This window comes from Serratia sp. JSRIV006, assembly GCF_019968685.1.
GTDB classification, from domain to species: domain Bacteria; phylum Pseudomonadota; class Gammaproteobacteria; order Enterobacterales; family Enterobacteriaceae; genus Chania; species Chania fonticola_B.
This window is the reverse complement of the sequence record NZ_CP074137.1, coordinates 5,132,240-5,151,056: the sequence shown is the minus strand read 5'-3', so window position 1 is coordinate 5,151,056 and position 18,817 is coordinate 5,132,240. Positions and strand designations below refer to the sequence as shown.

Below are 18,817 nucleotides of genomic sequence, written 5' to 3'. Positions count from 1 at the left end.
ATAACGCAGACTAATTTTCACCGAAGTAGGACGTTTTTGCGCCTTGTCGCTGCTTCGTGTGGTTGGTAAAGTAGGCGGATTTTATTTTCCGCCCCCAGCTTGCAGGATTATCCTTTCGTTATGTTTAAGAAATTTCGTGGCATGTTTTCTAATGACTTGTCCATCGACTTGGGTACCGCCAATACCCTGATTTATGTTAAAGGACAAGGCATTGTACTGAATGAACCGTCGGTGGTTGCCATTCGTCAGGATCGTGCCGGCTCACCCAAGAGCGTTGCGGCCGTAGGTCATGATGCCAAGCAAATGCTGGGGCGTACGCCTGGCAATATCGCGGCTATTCGCCCAATGAAAGACGGCGTGATCGCCGACTTCTTTGTCACCGAAAAAATGCTGCAGCATTTCATCAAGCAGGTTCACAGCAACAGCTTTATGCGCCCAAGCCCGCGCGTACTGGTTTGCGTACCTGTTGGTGCCACCCAGGTTGAACGCCGTGCGATCCGTGAGTCCGCTCAGGGCGCAGGCGCGCGTGAAGTCTTCCTGATTGAAGAGCCTATGGCTGCGGCGATCGGTGCGGGTCTGCCAGTATCGGAAGCCACTGGCTCCATGGTGGTTGATATCGGTGGTGGTACTACTGAAGTGGCGGTGATCTCGCTTAACGGCGTGGTGTACTCCTCTTCCGTGCGTATCGGCGGTGACCGCTTTGACGAAGCCATCATTAATTATGTGCGCCGTAACTACGGTTCACTGATCGGTGAAGCTACCGCAGAACGTATCAAGCACGGTATCGGCTCGGCCTATCCGGATGACGAAGTGCGTGAAATTGAAGTGCGTGGCCGTAACCTGGCAGAAGGTGTGCCGCGTGGCTTCACCATGAACTCCAATGAAATTCTCGAAGCTTTGCAGGAACCTCTGACCGGTATCGTCAGCGCGGTCATGGTTGCGCTGGAACAGTGCCCGCCGGAACTGGCTTCCGATATCTCCGAACGCGGTATGGTGCTGACCGGTGGTGGCGCATTGCTGCGTAACCTGGATCGCCTGCTGATGGAAGAGACCGGTATCCCGGTAGTGGTGGCTGAAGATCCTCTCACCTGTGTGGCTCGCGGTGGTGGCAAGGCGTTGGAAATGATCGACATGCATGGCGGCGATTTGTTCAGCGAAGAATAGTGAGCAGCCCCAGAATGGAGGGATCGTAGCGGATGACGGCATTAACCTGGCATCTGGTGCGTTCCCCTTTCTGTTGTCGAGGAACGTGCATAATTTATGAAGCCGATTTTTAGCAGGGGGCCTTCCCTGCAACTACGACTTTTCCTGGCAGTGATCGTGGCGATTGCGCTGATCGTTGCCGACAGCCGGCTCGGTACGTTCGTTAAAATACGAAACTACATGGACACCGCCGTCAGCCCTTTTTACTTCTTGGCTAACGGGCCGCGTAAAGTTTTGGACAGCGTATCGGAAACGCTGGCTACCCGCCAACAGCTAGAGCTGGAAAACCGTGCTCTGCGGCAGGAACTGTTACTCAAAAACAGCGATAATCTTCTTCTTGGCCAATTCAAACAGGAAAATGCCCGTTTGCGTGAGCTGCTAGGCTCGCCGTTGCGCCAGGACGAACACAAAATGGTCACTCAGGTGATCTCCACCGGTTCAGATCCCTATAGCGATCAGGTAGTGATTGATAAAGGGTCGGACAACGGGGTTTATGAAGGCCAGCCGGTTATCAGTGATAAAGGCGTGGTCGGGCAGGTGGTGGCGGTGGCTAAAATGACCAGCCGCGTCCTGCTGATCTGTGATGCTTCCCATGCGTTGCCGATCCAGGTATTGCGCAATGATATCCGGGTGATTGCCGCAGGCAGTGGCTGTACGGATGACCTGCAGCTGGAACATCTGCCGGGCAATACCGATATCCGCGTCGGGGATGTGCTGGTCACCTCCGGTTTGGGCGGGCGCTTCCCGGAAGGGTATCCGGTCGCTGTGGTGTCCTCGGTAAAAGTGGATAACCAACGCGCCTATACCGTGATCCAGGCGCGGCCAACCGCTGGTCTGCAACGCTTGCGCTATCTGTTGTTACTATGGGGTGCCGATCGCAACGGCACCATGCCGCTGCCGCCGGAGGAAGTTCACCGCGTTGCCAATGAACGCCTGATGCAGATGATGCCGCAGGTATTGCCACCGGCTGATGCCATGGGCCCACCGGCTCCGCTGCCGGCTCCCGCTACCGGTACCGTTCAGCCGCCACCGGTGGGGGCAACCCGATGAATCGCTATCGCAGCAACGGGCGCTGGATTATCTGGCTGTCATTCCTGGTAGCATTAGTGCTGCAAATCATGCCGTGGCCGGACCAAATCTACATGTTCCGGCCATCCTGGCTGCTGCTGATCCTCACTTACTGGGTGATGGCGTTACCCCATCGGGTTAACGTCGGCACCGGCTTTATCCTGGGGTTGATCATGGATCTGATCCTGGGTTCCACGCTCGGCGTGCGTGCGCTGGCCATGGGCATCATCGCCTATCTCGTCGCGTTCAAATTCCAATTATTCCGCAATATGGCCCTGTGGCAGCAAGCGCTGATCGTCGTGCTGCTATCATTGGCCATGGACGTGGTGGTGTTCTGGGCGGAGTTTTTAGTGATCAACGTCTCTTTCCGCCCCGAGGTGTTCTGGAGTAGTGTGGTCAACGGCGTGCTTTGGCCGTGGTTATTCCTGCTGATGCGCAAGATCCGCCGTCAGTTTGCCGTACAATGAGGTTATAACGATGTTTTCGCTCTATCTTGCTTCCGGTTCTCCCCGTCGCCATGAACTGCTGACTCTGCTCGGCGTACCGTTTGAAGTGATTCTGACGCATACTGAAGAGCAGCGGCAGGAAGGGGAAGCGGCGGAAAATTACGTTCGCCGTCTGGCGCAGGATAAGGCCAGGGCAGGTGTAACTCTGGCGCAACAGGATTGGCCCGTGCTGGGTGCAGATACTATCGTGGTGTTGAACGGCCAGGTGTTGGAAAAACCGCGGGATGAAGAGCATGCGGCGCAGATGCTGGCAGCCTTGTCCGGGAAACAGCATCAGGTGATGACCGCCGTGGCGATTGCCGATAAACAGGGCGTTTTATGCCAACTGGTGGTCACCGACGTGACGTTCCGCAATCTGTCACCACAGGATATCTGCGACTATATCGCCACAGGCGAACCGATGGATAAAGCGGGCGCTTACGGAATTCAAGGTAAGGGTGGTTGTTTCGTCAGAACGATAACCGGAAGTTATCACGCGGTGATGGGGTTGCCGCTGGTCGAAACACATGAGCTGCTCAGTCATTTTGTCGCATTACGAGAGGTAAGAGCCGGCTGATGCCACCACTAGATTTCCCGTCGCCGCCATAGCGTGAGCACAGGAAAGATAAGGGCAGGCGCTACACCGGCTCTGAGGAGAAAGCATGACAGCTGAGCTACTGGTAAATATTACGCCGTCGGAAACGCGGGTTGCCTATATTGACGGCGGCATTCTGCAAGAGATCCATATAGAGCGCGAAGCCAAGCGTGGCATCGTGGGCAATATCTACAAAGGGCGTGTCAGCCGCGTGTTACCCGGCATGCAGGCGGCCTTTGTCGATATTGGCCTGGATAAAGCGGCCTTCCTGCACGCCTCCGATATCATGCCGCACACCGAGTGTGTTGCCGGTGATGAACAAAAGAATTTCTCCGTGCGTGATATCGCCGAACTGGTGCGGCAGGGGCAGGATCTGATGGTTCAGGTGGTGAAAGATCCGCTTGGCACCAAAGGTGCACGCCTCACTACCGATATCACTCTACCTTCGCGCTACCTGGTCTTTATGCCGGGCGCAGCACACGTGGGGGTTTCCCAACGCATTGAAAGTGAAGCCGAACGCGAGCGTCTCAAGCGTGCCGTGGCGGGATATTGCGACGATCTGGGCGGCTTTATCATCCGCACTGCGGCTGAAGGGGTAGGTGAAGAAGAGCTGGCGCAGGATGCTGCCTTCCTCAAGCGTTTGTGGACCAAAGTCATGGAGCGCAAAAAGCGCAACCAGACCAAATACAAACTGTATGGCGAACTTGCGTTGGCGCACCGTATCCTGCGCGACTTTGCCGGGGCGGCGCTGGATCGTATCCGCGTCGACTCGCGCCTGACGCATGACCAATTGGTGGAATTTACCGGCGAGTACATCCCGGATATCACCAATAAGCTGGAGCTGTATACCGGCAGCCAGCCGATCTTCGATCTGTACGACGTCGAGAACGAGATCCAGCGGGCGCTTGAACGCAAGGTTGAATTGAAGTCCGGCGGTTACCTGATCATCGATCAAACCGAAGCCATGACCACCGTGGATATCAACACCGGGGCCTTTGTCGGCCACCGCAATCTTGATGAAACCATCTTCAATACCAACATCGAAGCGACGCAGGCCATTGCCCGCCAGCTGCGGTTGCGCAACCTGGGCGGCATCATCATCATTGATTTCATCGATATGAACAATGATGAACACCGCCGTCGGGTATTGCACTCGTTGGAGCTGGCACTGAGTAAAGATCGGGTAAAAACCACAATCAATGGTTTCTCTCAACTAGGCTTAGTGGAGATGACGCGTAAACGCACGCGTGAAAGTATTGAGCATGTGCTGTGTAACGACTGCCCGACCTGCCAAGGGCGCGGAACGGTGAAAACGGTGGAAACCGTCTGCTATGAGATTATGCGTGAGATCGTGCGCGTACATCATGCTTACGATTCCGATCGTTTCCTGGTCTATGCCTCTGCGGCCGTGGGTGAAGCGCTGAAAAGTGAAGAGTCACACGCGCTGGCGGAAGTGGAAATCTTCGTTGGCAAACAGGTCAAGGTGCAGATCGAACCTTTATACAGCCAGGAACAGTTTGACGTTGTGATGATGTAGTACCCCTCACCCCAACCCTCTCCCATGGGGAGAGGGAGCTGTTAGTTCCTGCTCTTTTGGAGGTAAAGAAGTGATTTGGGCACCGTGATCGCCCCCTCATGCAGGTGGAATAGCCGGTGCTTATGAAGGGTCACAACCCTCTTTCGCGGGGAGAGGGAGCTGTTAGTTCCTGCTCTTTTGGAGGTAAAGAAGTGATTTGGGCACCGTGATCGCCCCCTCATGCAGGTGGAATAGCCGGTGCTTATGAAGGATCACAACCCTCTTTCGCGGGGAGAGGGAGCTGTTAGTTCCTGCTCTTTTGGAGGTAAAGAAGTGATTTGGGCACCGTGATCGCCCCCTCATGCAGGTGGAATAGCCGGTGCTTATGAAGGATCACAACCCTCTTTCGCGGGGAGAGGGAGCTGTTAGTTCCTGCTCTTTTGGAGGTAAAGAAGTCATCTAGGCAACCGTGATCGGCTCCGCATCCAAGGTGGATCATCCGGTGCTCATGAAGGATCACAATACTTTCAGCCTAACTCGATCGGTCCCCTCTCCCTGTGGGAGAGGGTTAGGGTGAGGGGCACAAGCGTTAGGTTATATATTTGGTCATTAAGGAGAAATGCGTGAGGCGACTGCCCGGGATCCTGTTAGCCACAGGCGCCATTTTGATTGTTGTTGTGGCGTTGCTGATCAGCGGGTTGCGTCTGGTGCTGCCTGAGCTTAACCACTATCGCCCGCAATTGCTGGAGAAGGTGCAGGCGATCGCCGGGGTGCCCGTCGAGGCCGACTTTATCCAGGGCAGTTGGGAAACCTTTGGCCCCACGCTGGAGGCCCGCAACATCCGTTTGGCCCTGCCAACAAGCAAAATCCAGATCGAGCGCGTCACGCTGGCGCTGGACGTGTGGCAATCCCTGCTGCATTGGCGCTGGCAGTTCCGCGATCTCACCTTCTATCAGTTGCAGCTTGATCTTGACGCGACGCTCGGGGGGGAAGGTAGCAATGGCCTTACCCCGAACGGAGTCAGCGATCTGTTCCTGTATCAGTTGGATCACTTTGATCTGCGCAACAGCCGCCTCTCGTTCCTTACCCCATCAGGCTCGCGTGCTGAATTTCATATCCCGCAAATGACCTGGCTCAACAGCTATAACCGCCATCGCGCGGAAGGTCAAATCAGCCTGACCAGCCTGAATGGCCAGCACGGTGCGGTACAGTTACGCCTGGATCTGCGGGATGAGCAGGGGTTGCTCAATACCGGCACCATCTATATGCAGGCCGATGAAATCGACATGAAGCCCTGGTTCAGCCGCTGGCTGAAAACCAATACCGGTCTCGAAAGTGCCGATTTCAGCCTGGCCGCCTGGCTCAATATCAAAAATGGCGCAATCTACAGCGGTAATGCCCTGCTTAATAAAGGCACCGCCAGTTGGTTGGCGGGTGGCGATCAACACCGGTTGGACGTCGATAATCTGGCGCTGGCACTGAGCCGTGAGGGCAACGGCTGGCAGGTGCATGCACCTGCCCTGAACCTGAAAACCGATGGCCAAGCCTGGGCACCCGGAACCCTTACTGCGCTGTGGTTGCCGGAAAATACCCAATTTATCGGGCCAAACCAGAGTGAAGAACTCCGTATCCGTGCCACCGGCATCCAGTTGGAACGTTTGGAAGCGTTGCTGCCTACCTTCTCGTTCCTCAGCCCGGAAGTGCTGGAGCACTGGAAAGACTTACAACCTCGCGGCATGCTTAGGGCGCTGGCGTTGGATATCCCGCTGCAACAGCCGGAAAAAACCCGTTTTCAGGCGTGGTGGCAGGATCTGAGCTGGCAACACTGGAAACTGTTGCCGGGCGTCGATCACTTTTCCGGCGCGTTAACCGGGGGCGTGGAAAACGGCCGTCTGACGCTGGGGCTGAATAACAGCACGCTGCCTTATGGCGATATGTTCCGGGCACCGTTGGAGATCGGCCGTGCAAGCGGGGCGTTGACCTGGCAAAACAACGCTCAAGGCTGGCAATTGGCAAGCCAAAGTCTGGATGTACAGGCCAAATCCCTGTGGATTAACGGTGATTTCCGCTATCAGCAACCGGCCAACGGCGAGCCTTGGCTGGATATTCTGGCTGGCATCCGTTTGTATGATGCCGCCGATGCCTGGCGTTATTTCCCTGAACCGCTGATGGGTAAACATTTGGTGGATTATCTCAGCGAGGCGATCCAGGGTGGGCAGGTTGATAATGCTTCCCTGATTTATGCGGGCGATCCGCAGCACTTCCCGTATGAGAAGAACGAAGGGCAGTTTCAGGTGTTTGTCCCACTACGCCACGCTACCTTCCAGTTCCAGCCGGAATGGCCAGCGCTGGACGATCTGGCGATCGACCTCGATTTTGCCAACAATGGCCTGTGGATGAATGCGCCGCAAACCAAACTGGGCACTGCGACGGGCAGAAATATTAGCGCCGTCATTCCGGACTATAGCAAACAACGCCTGTTGATTGATGCCGACGTTGCGGGTACCGGGCAAGCTATCCACGACTATTTCATGCAGACCCCACTGGATGACTCTGTCGGGGCGGCGTTAGATGAGCTGCAGGTGGGTGGCAATGTAAGTGGGCGCTTACATCTGAATATTCCGTTGGACGGTGAGCTGGTTAACGCCAGCGGTGAAGTGACGCTGAATAACAACTCGTTGTTGGTCAAGCCGCTGGAGAGCCAGCTAGAGAGAGTAAGCGGCAAGTTCCGTTTCGACAACGGCAACCTGCAGAGCGATACCCTGACGGCCAACTGGTTTGGGCAGCCGCTGACGGTCAACTTCGATACGCTGGAAGGCAAACAGGATTATAAGGTTAACGTTGGGCTGAAAGGCGATTGGCAACCGGCCAAGGTTGAAGGCCTGCCGCCAGAGTTTGCCAAAAAGCTGGCAGGCAGCGCCGCCTGGCAGGGTAAAGTGGCCATCAACCTGCCGCATAAAGGCGAGCCGAACTATGAGATTGGTGTGAATGCCGATCTGAAAAAAGTAAGCAGTCACTTACCTTCTCCCCTGAATAAAGCCGCAGGGGAAGCGTTACCCGTTAACGTAAAAGTGAACGGCGGTCTGCAAGGATTTATGCTCAATGGCAGTGCGGGCAAGCAAAACCACTTCAACAGCGAATGGCTGTTGGCCAAACAGCAGGTGACGCTGGCACGTGGCGCTTGGCAAACCGGCGGTTCCGCTACCCCAACGTTACCCAAAGATAAATCCCTGGTGCTCAATCTGCCCGCGTTGGATGGCGAGCAGTGGCTGGGGCTATTGGCACCGGCGATGAAGCAAAGCAGCGGTGCAGGCAAGGTGGGCAGCTTTGTGTTCCCAACCAGCGTAACGCTCGAAACCCCACAGCTGACGCTGGGCGGACAGGCGTGGCATAACCTTCAGCTGGCGGTCGTGCAGCAGTTGGCGGGAACGACCGTCACCGCCAAGGGTAAAGAGATTGATGGTAGCCTGTCGATGCCGGATAAGGGCGTGTGGCGTGCGGATCTCGGCTATCTTTACTACAACCCGCAGTTTGCCAGCGGCGACGGCAGTGCTGGTGGAACCAACCCGTTGGACTCGAAGGAGCGGATCTCGTTCCAGGATTGGCCTTCGCTGATGTTGCGTTGTAAATCCTGCTGGGTGATGGGGCAGAATCTTGGCACGGTGGAGGCCGATCTCAAACGTGAGGGGGATTCTCTGGTGCTAAGCCATGGCCTGGTAGATACCGGCTATGGCCGTATGAGCGCCACCGGCCTGTGGAAACAGAACGCTCAGGAAGAGCGCAGTGCGTTAAAGGGCAAACTGCTGGGCAGCAAAATCGATCGCACCGCCAGTTTCTTCGGCGTGATCATTCCATTAAAAGACGCGCCTTACGATATCGATTTTGATCTGCACTGGCATGGGCAGCCATGGAAACCGCAGATCAACACGCTCAATGGCACCATGAAGGTCGATCTGGGCAAAGGCGAGATTGACAACGTCGGCGGTGGCCGGGCTGGGCAGTTGTTACGCCTGGTCAGCTTTGATGCCCTGCTGCGCAAATTACAGTTCGACTTCCGTGATACCTTCGGTAATGGATTTTACTTTGACTCCATACGCGGCACTATCTGGGCGAAAGATGGCATAATGCATACAGATAACTTTTTGGTGGATGGGCTGGCGGCGGATATCGCCATGAGCGGCCAGATCGACCTGGTGAAACGCCAGATTGATATGCAGGCCGTGATAGCGCCAGAGATCTCGGCGACGGTCGGAGTGGCGACCGCGTTTGTGATCAACCCGATTGTGGGGGCGGCGGTGTTTGCGGCCTCGAAAGTGCTGGGGCCGTTGTGGAGCAAGATCTCGTTTATCCGCTATGACATTACCGGCAGCCTGGACCACCCAAGTATTCATGAGGTGTTGCGTAAGCCAAAAGAGGATAAATCGCCATGAAAAATGCTAACGTTGCGTTATTACAGCTGTGTAGCGGTGAGCAGATACGGGACAACCTGGCCCAGATTGAGCAGCAGATCAAGCAGCTTAATCCCGGGATAAAGCTGGTGATGACTCCGGAGAACGCCTTACTGTTTGCCAACTCGGCCGCCTACCGTGAACATGCGGAAACGGAAGGTCACGGGCCGCTGCAGCAGGCGGTGCGCGATATGGCTCGCCGTTATGGGGTATGGTTGCTGGTTGGCTCTATGCCATTGATCAGCCGCGAAGATCCGACGCGCATCACCACCAGCAGCCTGCTGTTTGACGATCAGGGTGAAATCCGTGGTCGTTACGACAAACTGCACATGTTCGACGTAGATATCAATGATATCCACGCCCATTACCGCGAGTCAGATACCTATCAGCATGGCCAGCAATTAACGGTGATTGATACGCCGGTTGGCCGCTTGGGGATGACGATATGCTACGACCTGCGCTTCCCTGGCCTGTATCAGGCGCTGCGTGCGAAAGGTGCGGAGCTGATCTCGGTACCCGCCGCATTTACCCGCGTGACCGGTGAGGCACACTGGGAAATTTTGCTGCGTGCCCGCGCTATCGAGAACCAGTGTGTGATCCTGGCTCCCGCGCAGGTAGGCCGCCACGGGGCAACTCGCCGTACCTGGGGACATTCCATGGTGGTAGACAGCTGGGGCAATGTGCTGGCAGAAAACCCCGACGCCGTGTCCGCGCTGAAAGTGCGCGTAAATACCGGCAAGTTGCATACGGTACGCAAGCAGATGCCGGTAATGCAACATAACCGATTCCAGCCGACGCTGATTGCGCCGGTTGAAAACTCCGCCAATAAAGAGTGAAAAAATTATGAGCCTGTCGTTTGTCAGTGAGCAGTTACTCGCTGTGAATAAGCTGAGTCATCAAGACCTGTTCTCCGTATTGGGTCAACTGGCCGAACGCCGCCTCGATTACGCCGACCTCTATTTTCAGTCCAGCTACCACGAAGCCTGGGTGATTGAGGATGGCATCATCAAAGATGGCTCGTACAATATCGACCAGGGCGTTGGCGTGCGCGCGGTCAGCGGTGAAAAGACCGGCTTTGCCTATGCGGACCAAATCACCCTGAACGCCCTGAACCAAAGTGCACAGGCTGCTCGCAGCATTGTGCGTGACAGCGGCAATGGCAAAGTCCATACGCTGGGTGAGATCGGCTACCAGGCGCTGTATCCTTTGCTCGATCCGCTGCAAAGCCTGCCGCGGGAAGAGAAGATCGCGCTGTTGCACCGGGTAGACAAGGTCGCGCGTGCTGAAGACAAGCGCGTGCAGGAAGTGACGGCCAGCATTACCGGCGTGTATGAGCAGATACTGGTTGCGGCAACGGACGGCACCCTGGCGGCGGACGTTCGCCCGCTGGTGCGTTTCTCCGTCAGCGTGCTGGTGGAAGAAAACGGCAAACGTGAGCGCGGAGCCAGCGGTGGCGGTGGCCGTTTTGGCTATGACTACTTCCTGGAAGTGGTGGACGGTGAAGTGCGTGCCGATGCTTTTGCCAAAGAAGCGGTGCGTATGGCGCTGGTCAACCTCTCTGCCGTGGCTGCCCCTGCGGGCACCATGCCTGTGGTACTGGGCGCGGGTTGGCCGGGCGTGTTGCTGCATGAAGCGGTCGGTCACGGGCTGGAAGGCGACTTCAACCGCCGTGGTACCTCGGTATTCAGCGGCCAGATGGGCCAGCTTGTGGCTTCTGAACTGTGCACCGTGGTGGATGATGGCACCTTGCAAGGCCGCCGTGGTTCACTGGCGATCGATGACGAAGGCGTACCGGGCCAATACAACGTGCTGATTGAGAACGGCATCCTGAAAGGCTACATGCAGGATAAACTCAACGCACGGCTGATGGGCGTTGCGCCTACCGGCAACGGCCGCCGCGAGTCTTATGCTCACCTGCCGATGCCGCGTATGACCAACACCTACATGCTGGCGGGCAATTCAACGCCAGAAGATATTATCGCCAGCGTGGAGTATGGCCTGTATGCGCCAAACTTCGGCGGTGGTCAGGTTGATATCACCTCCGGGAAATTTGTCTTCTCCACCTCTGAAGCCTATCTGATCGAAAATGGCCGCGTCACCAAACCGGTGAAGGGTGCCACGTTGATTGGTTCAGGTATTGAGGCGATGCAGCAGATTTCGATGGTGGGTAACGATCTGGCGCTGGATAAGGGCGTAGGCGTGTGCGGTAAAGAAGGGCAGAGCCTGCCGGTAGGCGTTGGTCAGCCTACGCTGAAGCTGGATTCACTTACCGTGGGCGGCACGGCGTAATAAGCGCGGTTTAATGTATCAAGCCCTGACCCTTGGTGGGTTGGGGCCAAAGCTAATTTGTGAAACCGGATAAGACCCGGCTTGGCTTACGCCTCCGTATACTCCATATCCTTATGGGGTATGCCATCATCAAGGTATTCGCCGGATACCGTTTTGAAACCGAATCCTTCATAGAATTTGACGAGGTGAGATTGTGCCGAGAGCTTTATCGCCTTGCCTGGTGCATCGCCGAGGATTAAGGACATCGTTTTTTCCATCAGCCTGACCCCCAGCTTCTGACCCCTGACGGAATCATCAACAATCACTCGCGTGATTTTGGCCGCATCCGGAGAATCATCCACGTGCAGCACTCTCGCGTAGGCGATAAGCTTACCGCCGCTGTATCCGGCAACGTGAAGGGTGCTATTAAGCAAATCCTGTCCATCAATATCCTGAAACGGGCACGTCTGCTCGACGACAAACACCGCCATGCGCAGCGCCAGAATATCATGCAACTGCTGCGCACTGAGGACGTTGCCTTTCAATGCCTGCCAGCTTATTTCCATCTTTAACCCTTACTTTTTTTGTTAACCATGAAATGACGGCCCTGGGCTGATGACGGCCAGAATGGTGATAACAGCTAGTCATTCAGTCATAATATCACTCCATAACTTAATGAATATACTGAATTTTACTATGCGATTAGCTGGATGAATCAGGAAGTTTTCTGACAAAGAGGGTGAGTCTGGATCGTAGCAACCTCTCCAGACACATCATTGGGGATCGTTGGTGACAGCCGTCGCATTAGACAGCGGGGTCCCCTGATGATAGTAAAGTGCAATCATCAGTTGGCTAAGTTCCTTGAAATTAAAGGGATCCAACGACGTCGCTTCTTTTATCTGGTTAAGCCGGTAGGTGAGCGTGTTGCGATGTACCCCAAGTTCCCGCGCAGCGTTTGCCAGTTCGGCATTGTGTGCGATATAGGTACTTAACGTGTTGAGCAGCATTTGACCCGTGCTCAGCATCAGTAATTTATCGATTCTCTGTTTGAAATAAAGGGTAAATGAGCTGCTGCTGGCTTCATTCAACAACCCGCTGAAGGCAAATTGCTGGCCGTTAATGACCCGCGGTTGTGGTAACGACTCCCGAGCATGTTCTATCATCTCTTTGATCATAAATACCGATTGGCGGAAAATCCCAGCAGAGCCAGACTCTACCCCAATGCCAATAGTGTAATGGCTCAGCTGAGTTTCCATAAAGGCGTTCATAGCTTTAACCGTGGCTTCGGTCTGTTCGATCGCGGTAATAATTAACAGGATCTCATCATTGCTGAGCAATATTACCCGTTGGGATTTTAAAATATGTGAGAGTTTATTGAGGATGTGATCGATGGTTTGCCCCAATAAATGCCCGCCGGTTTCAATATTGATCAATACCGGCAACAGGGGTTGTGACAGGTCGATCTCTTGCTGTACCAACTGGTGAAGTATTTCCTTACCTTTGTCAGTATCGCCCACTTCAAGATACTGTTTTAGCAACAGATCTCTGATGCGGTATTGCCAGTTCATTTCCCGGATAGCTAAAGACTGTTTGATCAACAGCTCCGCCGCCAGAATCGCCAGCTCGGCATAACGCGCAATCGCGGCAGGATTGCCACTGATACCTATCACCATAACTACCTGATCATCCACGATAATCGGATGATTGATACCGGGTTGCACATTTCGGTACCTGGCCGCCTGCTGAGCATTTTCTATCGTCATCCGCTGGCGGCTCTTTATCACCTCAAATGCCACTTCATGCCGTTCACCGATCCTATGTGGTTCGCCCGAAGCGATAATTACGCCCTGATGGTCAATAACATTAACATTATAATGGATAATACTCATCGCTCGTTTCACAATGGTATTAGCCAGCTCTAAGGTGATCAGCATACTCATACCTTTATGATATAAAACCTCTATTGTAGTGAGGGGGGATAAATATAATATCGAATGTTTCTTGCCAATTTCACGGTAAGCTTATTGACCCATCAACCGATCTACGTAGTAAACTTAATACAATTCAGGTAACTCAATGCGTAAGCCGATGTTTGCCATCCGACCCTCTCTTTGTCAGAGGGCCGGAAATATCTATTGCGCTAACTTAAGAGACTACCTTTCCCGCTCAAACAGCATTGAGATCCCTTGCCCTCCACCGATACACATGGTGGCTAAACCGCTATTGACGCCACGGCGCTCCATCTCATACATCAGTTTTACAGCGATGATGGCACCGCTGGCCCCAACAGGATGCCCCAGCGCAATGGCTCCCCCGTTGACGTTCACTTTCGCCGGATCCAACTCCAGATCGTTAATCACCGCCAATGATTGGGCGGCAAAGGCCTCATTAAGCTCGATAAGGTCGATATCGTGCACCGACATATTCAACTTTTGCATCAGTTTACGAGTTGCCGGTGCCGGGCCAAAGCCCATGATTTCTGCCTCACAACCTGCCACTGCCCAGCCTCGGATCACCATCCGGATGGGTAGCCCCAGTTTTTCCGCGTTGGCACGGGTAGTGACAACCAGTGCGGCGGCCCCATCATTGATACCTGATGACGTTGCTGCTGTGACCGTGCCGTCTTTTTTAAACGCCGGCTTCAACTGCGCATACTTTTCTTTCGGCGTATCCCTTGGGTGTTCATCGATGGCAAACAGACGGCTGTTCTTGCCTTCACGAACCTCCAGCGGCAGGATTTGCGAGGTAAAATGCCCCTCTTTGATGGCTGCCAAGGCTTTTTGCTGACTGCACCAGGCAAACTCGTCCATCGCCTCACGGCTGATGTTAAAACGTTCCGCGACGAACTCGGCGGTCATACCGTTGTGATAAGGTCCTTCCGGCCAGGTCAAGATAGAGACAATGCCATCTTCCAATTCTCCGTGCCCAAGACGATAACCATAACGAGCCTTGCGAATATAGTGGGGCAGTTGGGTCATATTCTCTGTCCCACAGGCGACGGTGATCTCGGCGTTACCGGTTTGCAGTTCCAGCATGCAATCGACAATCGCTTGCAGACCCGAACCGCACTGGCGGTTCACCGAATAGGACGTTGTTTCGTTCGGTAACCCCGCGCGCAGCTGACAAATACGGGCGATAAAACCACTCTCCGCGATTTGCCCTACGTTCCCTACCACCACTTCATCAATTTGTGCGGGTTGCAGCCCGGCACGGGCCACGGCCTCACGGATCACCGCTGCGCCCAAATCATGCTGGTGCGTATCTTTAAAGCTACCGCCCATGGTACCGATCGCCGTGCGTACGCCGCTGACGACGACAATGTCATTTGCATTTTTCATTCTATTCTCCTTACAGCACCATGCCGCCGCCGACGTTGATCACTTCGCCATTGATATAGCGTGCCTCGTCGGAAGCCAGGAAGGCGACGCAATGGCCGACATCAACCGGATCGCCAGCGAAACCTGCGGGAATTTTGCCGATCATGATGTCCCAGACTTTTTCCGGCACCCCACGAGTCATATCGGTTTCGATAAATCCTGGGCAGATGGCGTTAACGGTAACCCCTTTTTTTGCCAGCTCCCGGCAGGCCGTTTTGGTCAGGCCGATCACCCCGGCTTTTGAAGCGGCATAGTTGGCTTGCCCAACATTGCCTAACCAGCTGGCCGACGAGATATTGATGATCCGCCCGCTGGCACGCTCGCGCATCCGCACGGCGGCTTCTTGCATGCAGTGGAAGGTTCCTTTCAGGTTGATATCTATCACCAGATCCCAATTCTCTTCCGTTAGCTTGTGTAACATGGCATCACGGTTAATCCCGGCGTTATTGACCAGAATATCTATCGGCCCCAGCTGCTGCTCAGCCGCAATAAATAACTGGTTAACCTCTTCGCGGTTGGCAATATTACAGGCGATGAAAATGGCTTTATGGCCCGCGCTCACCAATTCGGCGGCAGTTTTATTGCCACCTTCCTGGTCGACATCACAAATGACTATCGCGGCCCCTTTCTCAGCCAATACCTGGGCAATGCCTCGCCCAAGACCACGGCTGGCCCCGGTGACGATAGCTACTTTATTCGTTAAACACATAGGGTACTCCTTATTATTTTAATTCCTGACCACGCTGAATTAGCGCAGAGATAACAAATATGTTTTTACTGCCTGGCCAGCATTTCCTTCAGGCCAAAAGGGGCGTCACAAAATAGTGCCGCGTCCATTTGTTTTAATGAGGGGGAAATAAGTGGCATAAATTCCATTTGTTGCAGGATGTCCCGCTCAAGATCGACGCCGGGGGCGATTTCTATCAGCATCGGGCCCTGCGCCGTCAGTTCAAATACTGCTCGTTCAGTCACCAAATGCATTTTTTGTTTTTTCTGGCGGGCTATTTCGCCGTTATAGGAAATCTGGTTAATCGACCGTACCAGTTTTTTAACCGAGCCTTCCTGCAGGATGGTTAATTGCCCTTGCTGGAATGCCACCTCCAACCCCTTGGCGGTAAAGGTGGAGCAAAACACCACGTGGTGTGCATTTTGGGTTATATCGATAAACCCTCCCGCCCCGGTACAGCGGTCCCCCATGCGGGTGGCGTTGATATGCCCGTTGGCGTCCATCTCGCCTGCACCCATATAAGTAATATCCACACCGGCCCCGTTGTAATACAGCATCTGTTCCTGATGGTTAATCATGGCGGTCAGGTTTTTACCGATGCCAAAATCAACGCCACCGGCCTGTACGCCGCCGTAGATACCTGATTCAACGGTGATGGTGACCGCTTCGCTCACCCCCTCTTCATGGATGATGGTGCCAATAACATCGTTGGGAATACCGGTGCCCAGATTGATCACACAGTCCGGGGATAGGAATTGGCAAGCGCGGCGGCCAATCACCTTGCGGATGTTCAGCGGCAGCGTTTCCACTTCGCTGGCAGGAGTCACCAGGTTGCCGCAATAGGCCGGGTCATAGAACCAGGAGGAGGTCTGACGGTGGTCTTGCTCGGGGTCTTCACATACCACAATGGCATCAATAAAATTCCCCGGCACCACGATCTGTTTTGGGTGCAGACTCCCTTTTTCCGCCAGATTTTTCACCTGGGCTATCACCTTGCCACCAAAGCGTTTCGCCGCCAGTACCGCCTGCAGGATCTCCAGCTTCATGGCCTCTTCCTCACAGGTGAGGTTGCCAGCGGTATCCGCCGTAGTGCCACGAATGATCACCGTATCCAGCGGGAGTGCCGGATAGAACAGATATTCCTCCTCGCGCAGGCTGACCACTTCCACCAAATCTGGCAGGGAGCGGGTCAACGCATTCATTTTGCCGCCTTCCAGGCGGGGATCGATAAAGGTACCCAGCCCGACTTTGGACAGATACCCGGCCTGACCTGCCGCCATGGCTGTATACAGATGGACAATCTGCCCCTGCGGTAAACAGAAGGCTTCAACCTCGTTGGCGGCAATCTTTTCCATCCACTTGGGTGCCAGCCCCCAGTGCGAACCAATAATGCGTTTTACCATCCCTGGGGGAGTAAAATGCTGATTGCCGCGCTCACGATTCGACTGCCCCGCAGAGTGAATATAGGTCAGCCCGTGCGGTGCCCCTGTTGCAAGAAAGCGATTTTCCAGGGCCTTCAAGATCGACTCCGCGGCCCCGATCAATGTCATGCCGATGGTGCACAGGGTCGAGCCGTTATTCACTAACTCTGCGGCCTGCTGAGCCGAAATGACTTTATTTCTCATATTGCTACCTTACGTCTGTGCGGCGGTGCACCATGGCACCGCGTTTAGGCTTTATTTCTCAATCACGCTATTCATTGCTGCCGGGGGGCATTGATTGGCCGGTTTATCTTTACTGCCTGCGGGTTGTTTCACCCTCGCAGCCCCGATGATGGCAAGGGTCTGCAGCACGATGGCAAACCACAGGCCTGCACTAGGTGACCCCGTTCTATCCTCCAGGAGACCGAACACATATGGCCCGAAGAACCCGCCGGTGATGCCAAGGCAAGCCAGTAATCCCAGCCCACCAGCGAGCATAGGGCCGCTCATCAGCGTGGCCGGGTAGGTAAAGATGATGGATTGCACGACGAAGAACATCGAGGCACCGATACAGAAGCCGATCAGCCCTAATACTGGGCCACCCAGCACGCCAATCAGGAAACCGACGGCCATCGACATAAAGCCGGACACCAGCATGATGCGTGAACGAGAGGCGGTATTGGCATATTTGGGCAGGAAGAAGCCACCCAAGGCTGCCGCGATCCACGGAATGGCAGTTAACAGGCCGAGCATCAAGGTGCTCATTTTGCCGTAGCTGTTAATAATGCTTGGCAGGAAATAGGTCAGGCTGTAGACCGAAATCTGATGGGTGAAATAAATCGCCACGATCAGCATGAAAGTTTTATTGGTAAACGCCGTTTTAAAGGAAAACTTCTGGTTCTTATCCACCCCAACCGGTTGCTCCGCGGCCAGCTTGTTTTCAATATACTCAATGTCGGTTTTGGTCAGCCATTTGGCATCGCGGGGCTTATTGGGTAGTACGGCATACACATAAAACGCCAGCAGCACTGCCGGGAGCCCTTCTATGATAAACATCCATTGCCAGCCGTGCAGTCCACCCAGGCCATCCAGCATCAGCAATGCGCCGCCCAATGGCGCCCCGACAATATTGGCGATACAGACACCGAGCAGGAACATGCCGACGGCTCTGGCGCGATCTTCACGGCCAAACCAGTAGGTAAGGTACAGGATGATACCGGGGTACAATCCGGCTTCTGCCGCCCCTAGTAACAGGCGCATGACATAGAAAGAGGTGGGACCGGTGACGAAGGCCATACCGGCGGAAATCACCCCCCAGGTGAACATGATGCGGGTGATCCAGAAGCGGGCCCCGACCCGCGCCATGATCAGATTGCTGGGGATCTCCATGGTGGAATAAGTCAGAAAGAACAGACCTGCTCCCAACCCATAGGCGGTAGCGGAAAGCCCAAGATCGATGGACATCGAGGCTCGGGCAATGCCGATATTGGTTCTGTCAATAAAGCTGATGATATAAACAATGATCAGTAACGGCATCAGGTGTTTATATATTTTTGCATTCGTTATTGCCGCCTGGCTTTTCGATGCAATATCTAACGGTCGATTTGACATAATAAGGACTCCTCCTCATGATGAGGCGATTAAACAGGGCAGAGCTGTTCTGTATTGTTAGAGGTACAGGTGCTCTATTATTTTAATGATTGCGCTTT

At 54.5% G+C, this 18,817-nt stretch carries 14 protein-coding genes; 8 read left to right on the top strand and 6 right to left on the bottom strand.

The window, feature by feature from the left end; all coding sequences use genetic code 11:
* The first annotated feature begins 120 nt into the window (after positions 1 to 120).
* From mreB to tldD, 8 genes are all read left to right on the top strand, one after another.
* Positions 121 to 1,164, top strand: a complete 1,044-nt coding sequence (gene mreB, locus KGP16_RS23795; RefSeq protein WP_021180765.1) for a rod shape-determining protein MreB — start codon at positions 121 to 123, stop codon at positions 1,162 to 1,164.
* Between the two features lie 96 nt (positions 1,165 to 1,260).
* The gene (gene mreC / locus KGP16_RS23790) at positions 1,261 to 2,253 is read left to right on the top strand and encodes a rod shape-determining protein MreC (protein ID WP_021180764.1); all 993 of its coding nucleotides are present in this window, start codon (positions 1,261 to 1,263) and stop codon (positions 2,251 to 2,253) included.
* Positions 2,250 to 2,738 carry a rod shape-determining protein MreD gene (gene mreD / locus KGP16_RS23785; RefSeq protein WP_021180763.1) on the top strand — a complete coding sequence of 163 codons (489 nt, stop codon included), beginning with the start codon at positions 2,250 to 2,252 and terminating at the stop codon, positions 2,736 to 2,738. The genes mreC and mreD overlap by 4 nt, the downstream gene beginning before the upstream one ends.
* A gap of 10 nt (positions 2,739 to 2,748) precedes the next feature.
* On the top strand, positions 2,749 to 3,333 hold the full coding sequence (locus tag KGP16_RS23780) for a nucleoside triphosphate pyrophosphatase (protein WP_021180762.1): 585 nt from the start codon (positions 2,749 to 2,751) through the stop codon (positions 3,331 to 3,333).
* An 85-nt stretch (positions 3,334 to 3,418) separates the two neighbouring features.
* The gene (gene rng / locus KGP16_RS23775) at positions 3,419 to 4,888 is read left to right on the top strand and encodes a ribonuclease G (RefSeq protein WP_021807013.1); all 1,470 of its coding nucleotides are present in this window, start codon (positions 3,419 to 3,421) and stop codon (positions 4,886 to 4,888) included.
* Between the two features lie 602 nt (positions 4,889 to 5,490).
* The gene (yhdP, locus tag KGP16_RS23770; RefSeq protein ID WP_223500457.1) at positions 5,491 to 9,297 is read left to right on the top strand and encodes an AsmA2 domain-containing protein YhdP; all 3,807 of its coding nucleotides are present in this window, start codon (positions 5,491 to 5,493) and stop codon (positions 9,295 to 9,297) included.
* On the top strand, positions 9,294 to 10,151 hold the full coding sequence (nit1, locus tag KGP16_RS23765) for a deaminated glutathione amidase (RefSeq protein ID WP_223500456.1): 858 nt from the start codon (positions 9,294 to 9,296) through the stop codon (positions 10,149 to 10,151). The genes yhdP and nit1 overlap by 4 nt, the downstream gene beginning before the upstream one ends.
* 7 nt (positions 10,152 to 10,158) lie before the next feature.
* On the top strand, positions 10,159 to 11,604 hold the full coding sequence (tldD, locus tag KGP16_RS23760; protein WP_223500455.1) for a metalloprotease TldD: 1,446 nt from the start codon (positions 10,159 to 10,161) through the stop codon (positions 11,602 to 11,604).
* 86 nt (positions 11,605 to 11,690) lie between these two features.
* Here the strand turns inward: tldD and KGP16_RS23755 are convergent, their stop codons facing one another.
* The 6 genes from KGP16_RS23755 to KGP16_RS23730 all read right to left on the bottom strand — a co-directional run bounded on the left by KGP16_RS23755 (position 11,691) and on the right by KGP16_RS23730 (position 18,719).
* Positions 11,691 to 12,149, bottom strand: coding sequence for a GNAT family N-acetyltransferase (locus KGP16_RS23755; RefSeq protein WP_223500454.1), 459 nt, complete (start codon positions 12,147 to 12,149; stop codon positions 11,691 to 11,693).
* A gap of 207 nt (positions 12,150 to 12,356) precedes the next feature.
* Complete coding sequence (locus KGP16_RS23750; protein ID WP_172413920.1) at positions 12,357 to 13,517, bottom strand: sugar diacid recognition domain-containing protein; 1,161 nt, start codon at positions 13,515 to 13,517, stop codon at positions 12,357 to 12,359.
* Between the two features lie 219 nt (positions 13,518 to 13,736).
* Positions 13,737 to 14,921 carry a thiolase family protein gene (locus KGP16_RS23745; protein WP_094981520.1) on the bottom strand — a complete coding sequence of 395 codons (1,185 nt, stop codon included), beginning with the start codon at positions 14,919 to 14,921 and terminating at the stop codon, positions 13,737 to 13,739.
* A 10-nt stretch (positions 14,922 to 14,931) separates the two neighbouring features.
* Entirely contained in the window at positions 14,932 to 15,669 is a 738-nt protein-coding gene (gene fabG / locus KGP16_RS23740) for a 3-oxoacyl-ACP reductase FabG (protein WP_223500453.1), read from the bottom strand.
* A gap of 65 nt (positions 15,670 to 15,734) precedes the next feature.
* Positions 15,735 to 17,312, bottom strand: a complete 1,578-nt coding sequence (locus tag KGP16_RS23735) for an acyl CoA:acetate/3-ketoacid CoA transferase (RefSeq protein WP_223498537.1) — start codon at positions 17,310 to 17,312, stop codon at positions 15,735 to 15,737.
* A 51-nt stretch (positions 17,313 to 17,363) separates the two neighbouring features.
* The gene (locus KGP16_RS23730) at positions 17,364 to 18,719 is read right to left on the bottom strand and encodes an MFS transporter (protein ID WP_209529563.1); all 1,356 of its coding nucleotides are present in this window, start codon (positions 18,717 to 18,719) and stop codon (positions 17,364 to 17,366) included.
* Positions 18,720 to 18,817 lie beyond the last annotated feature (98 nt).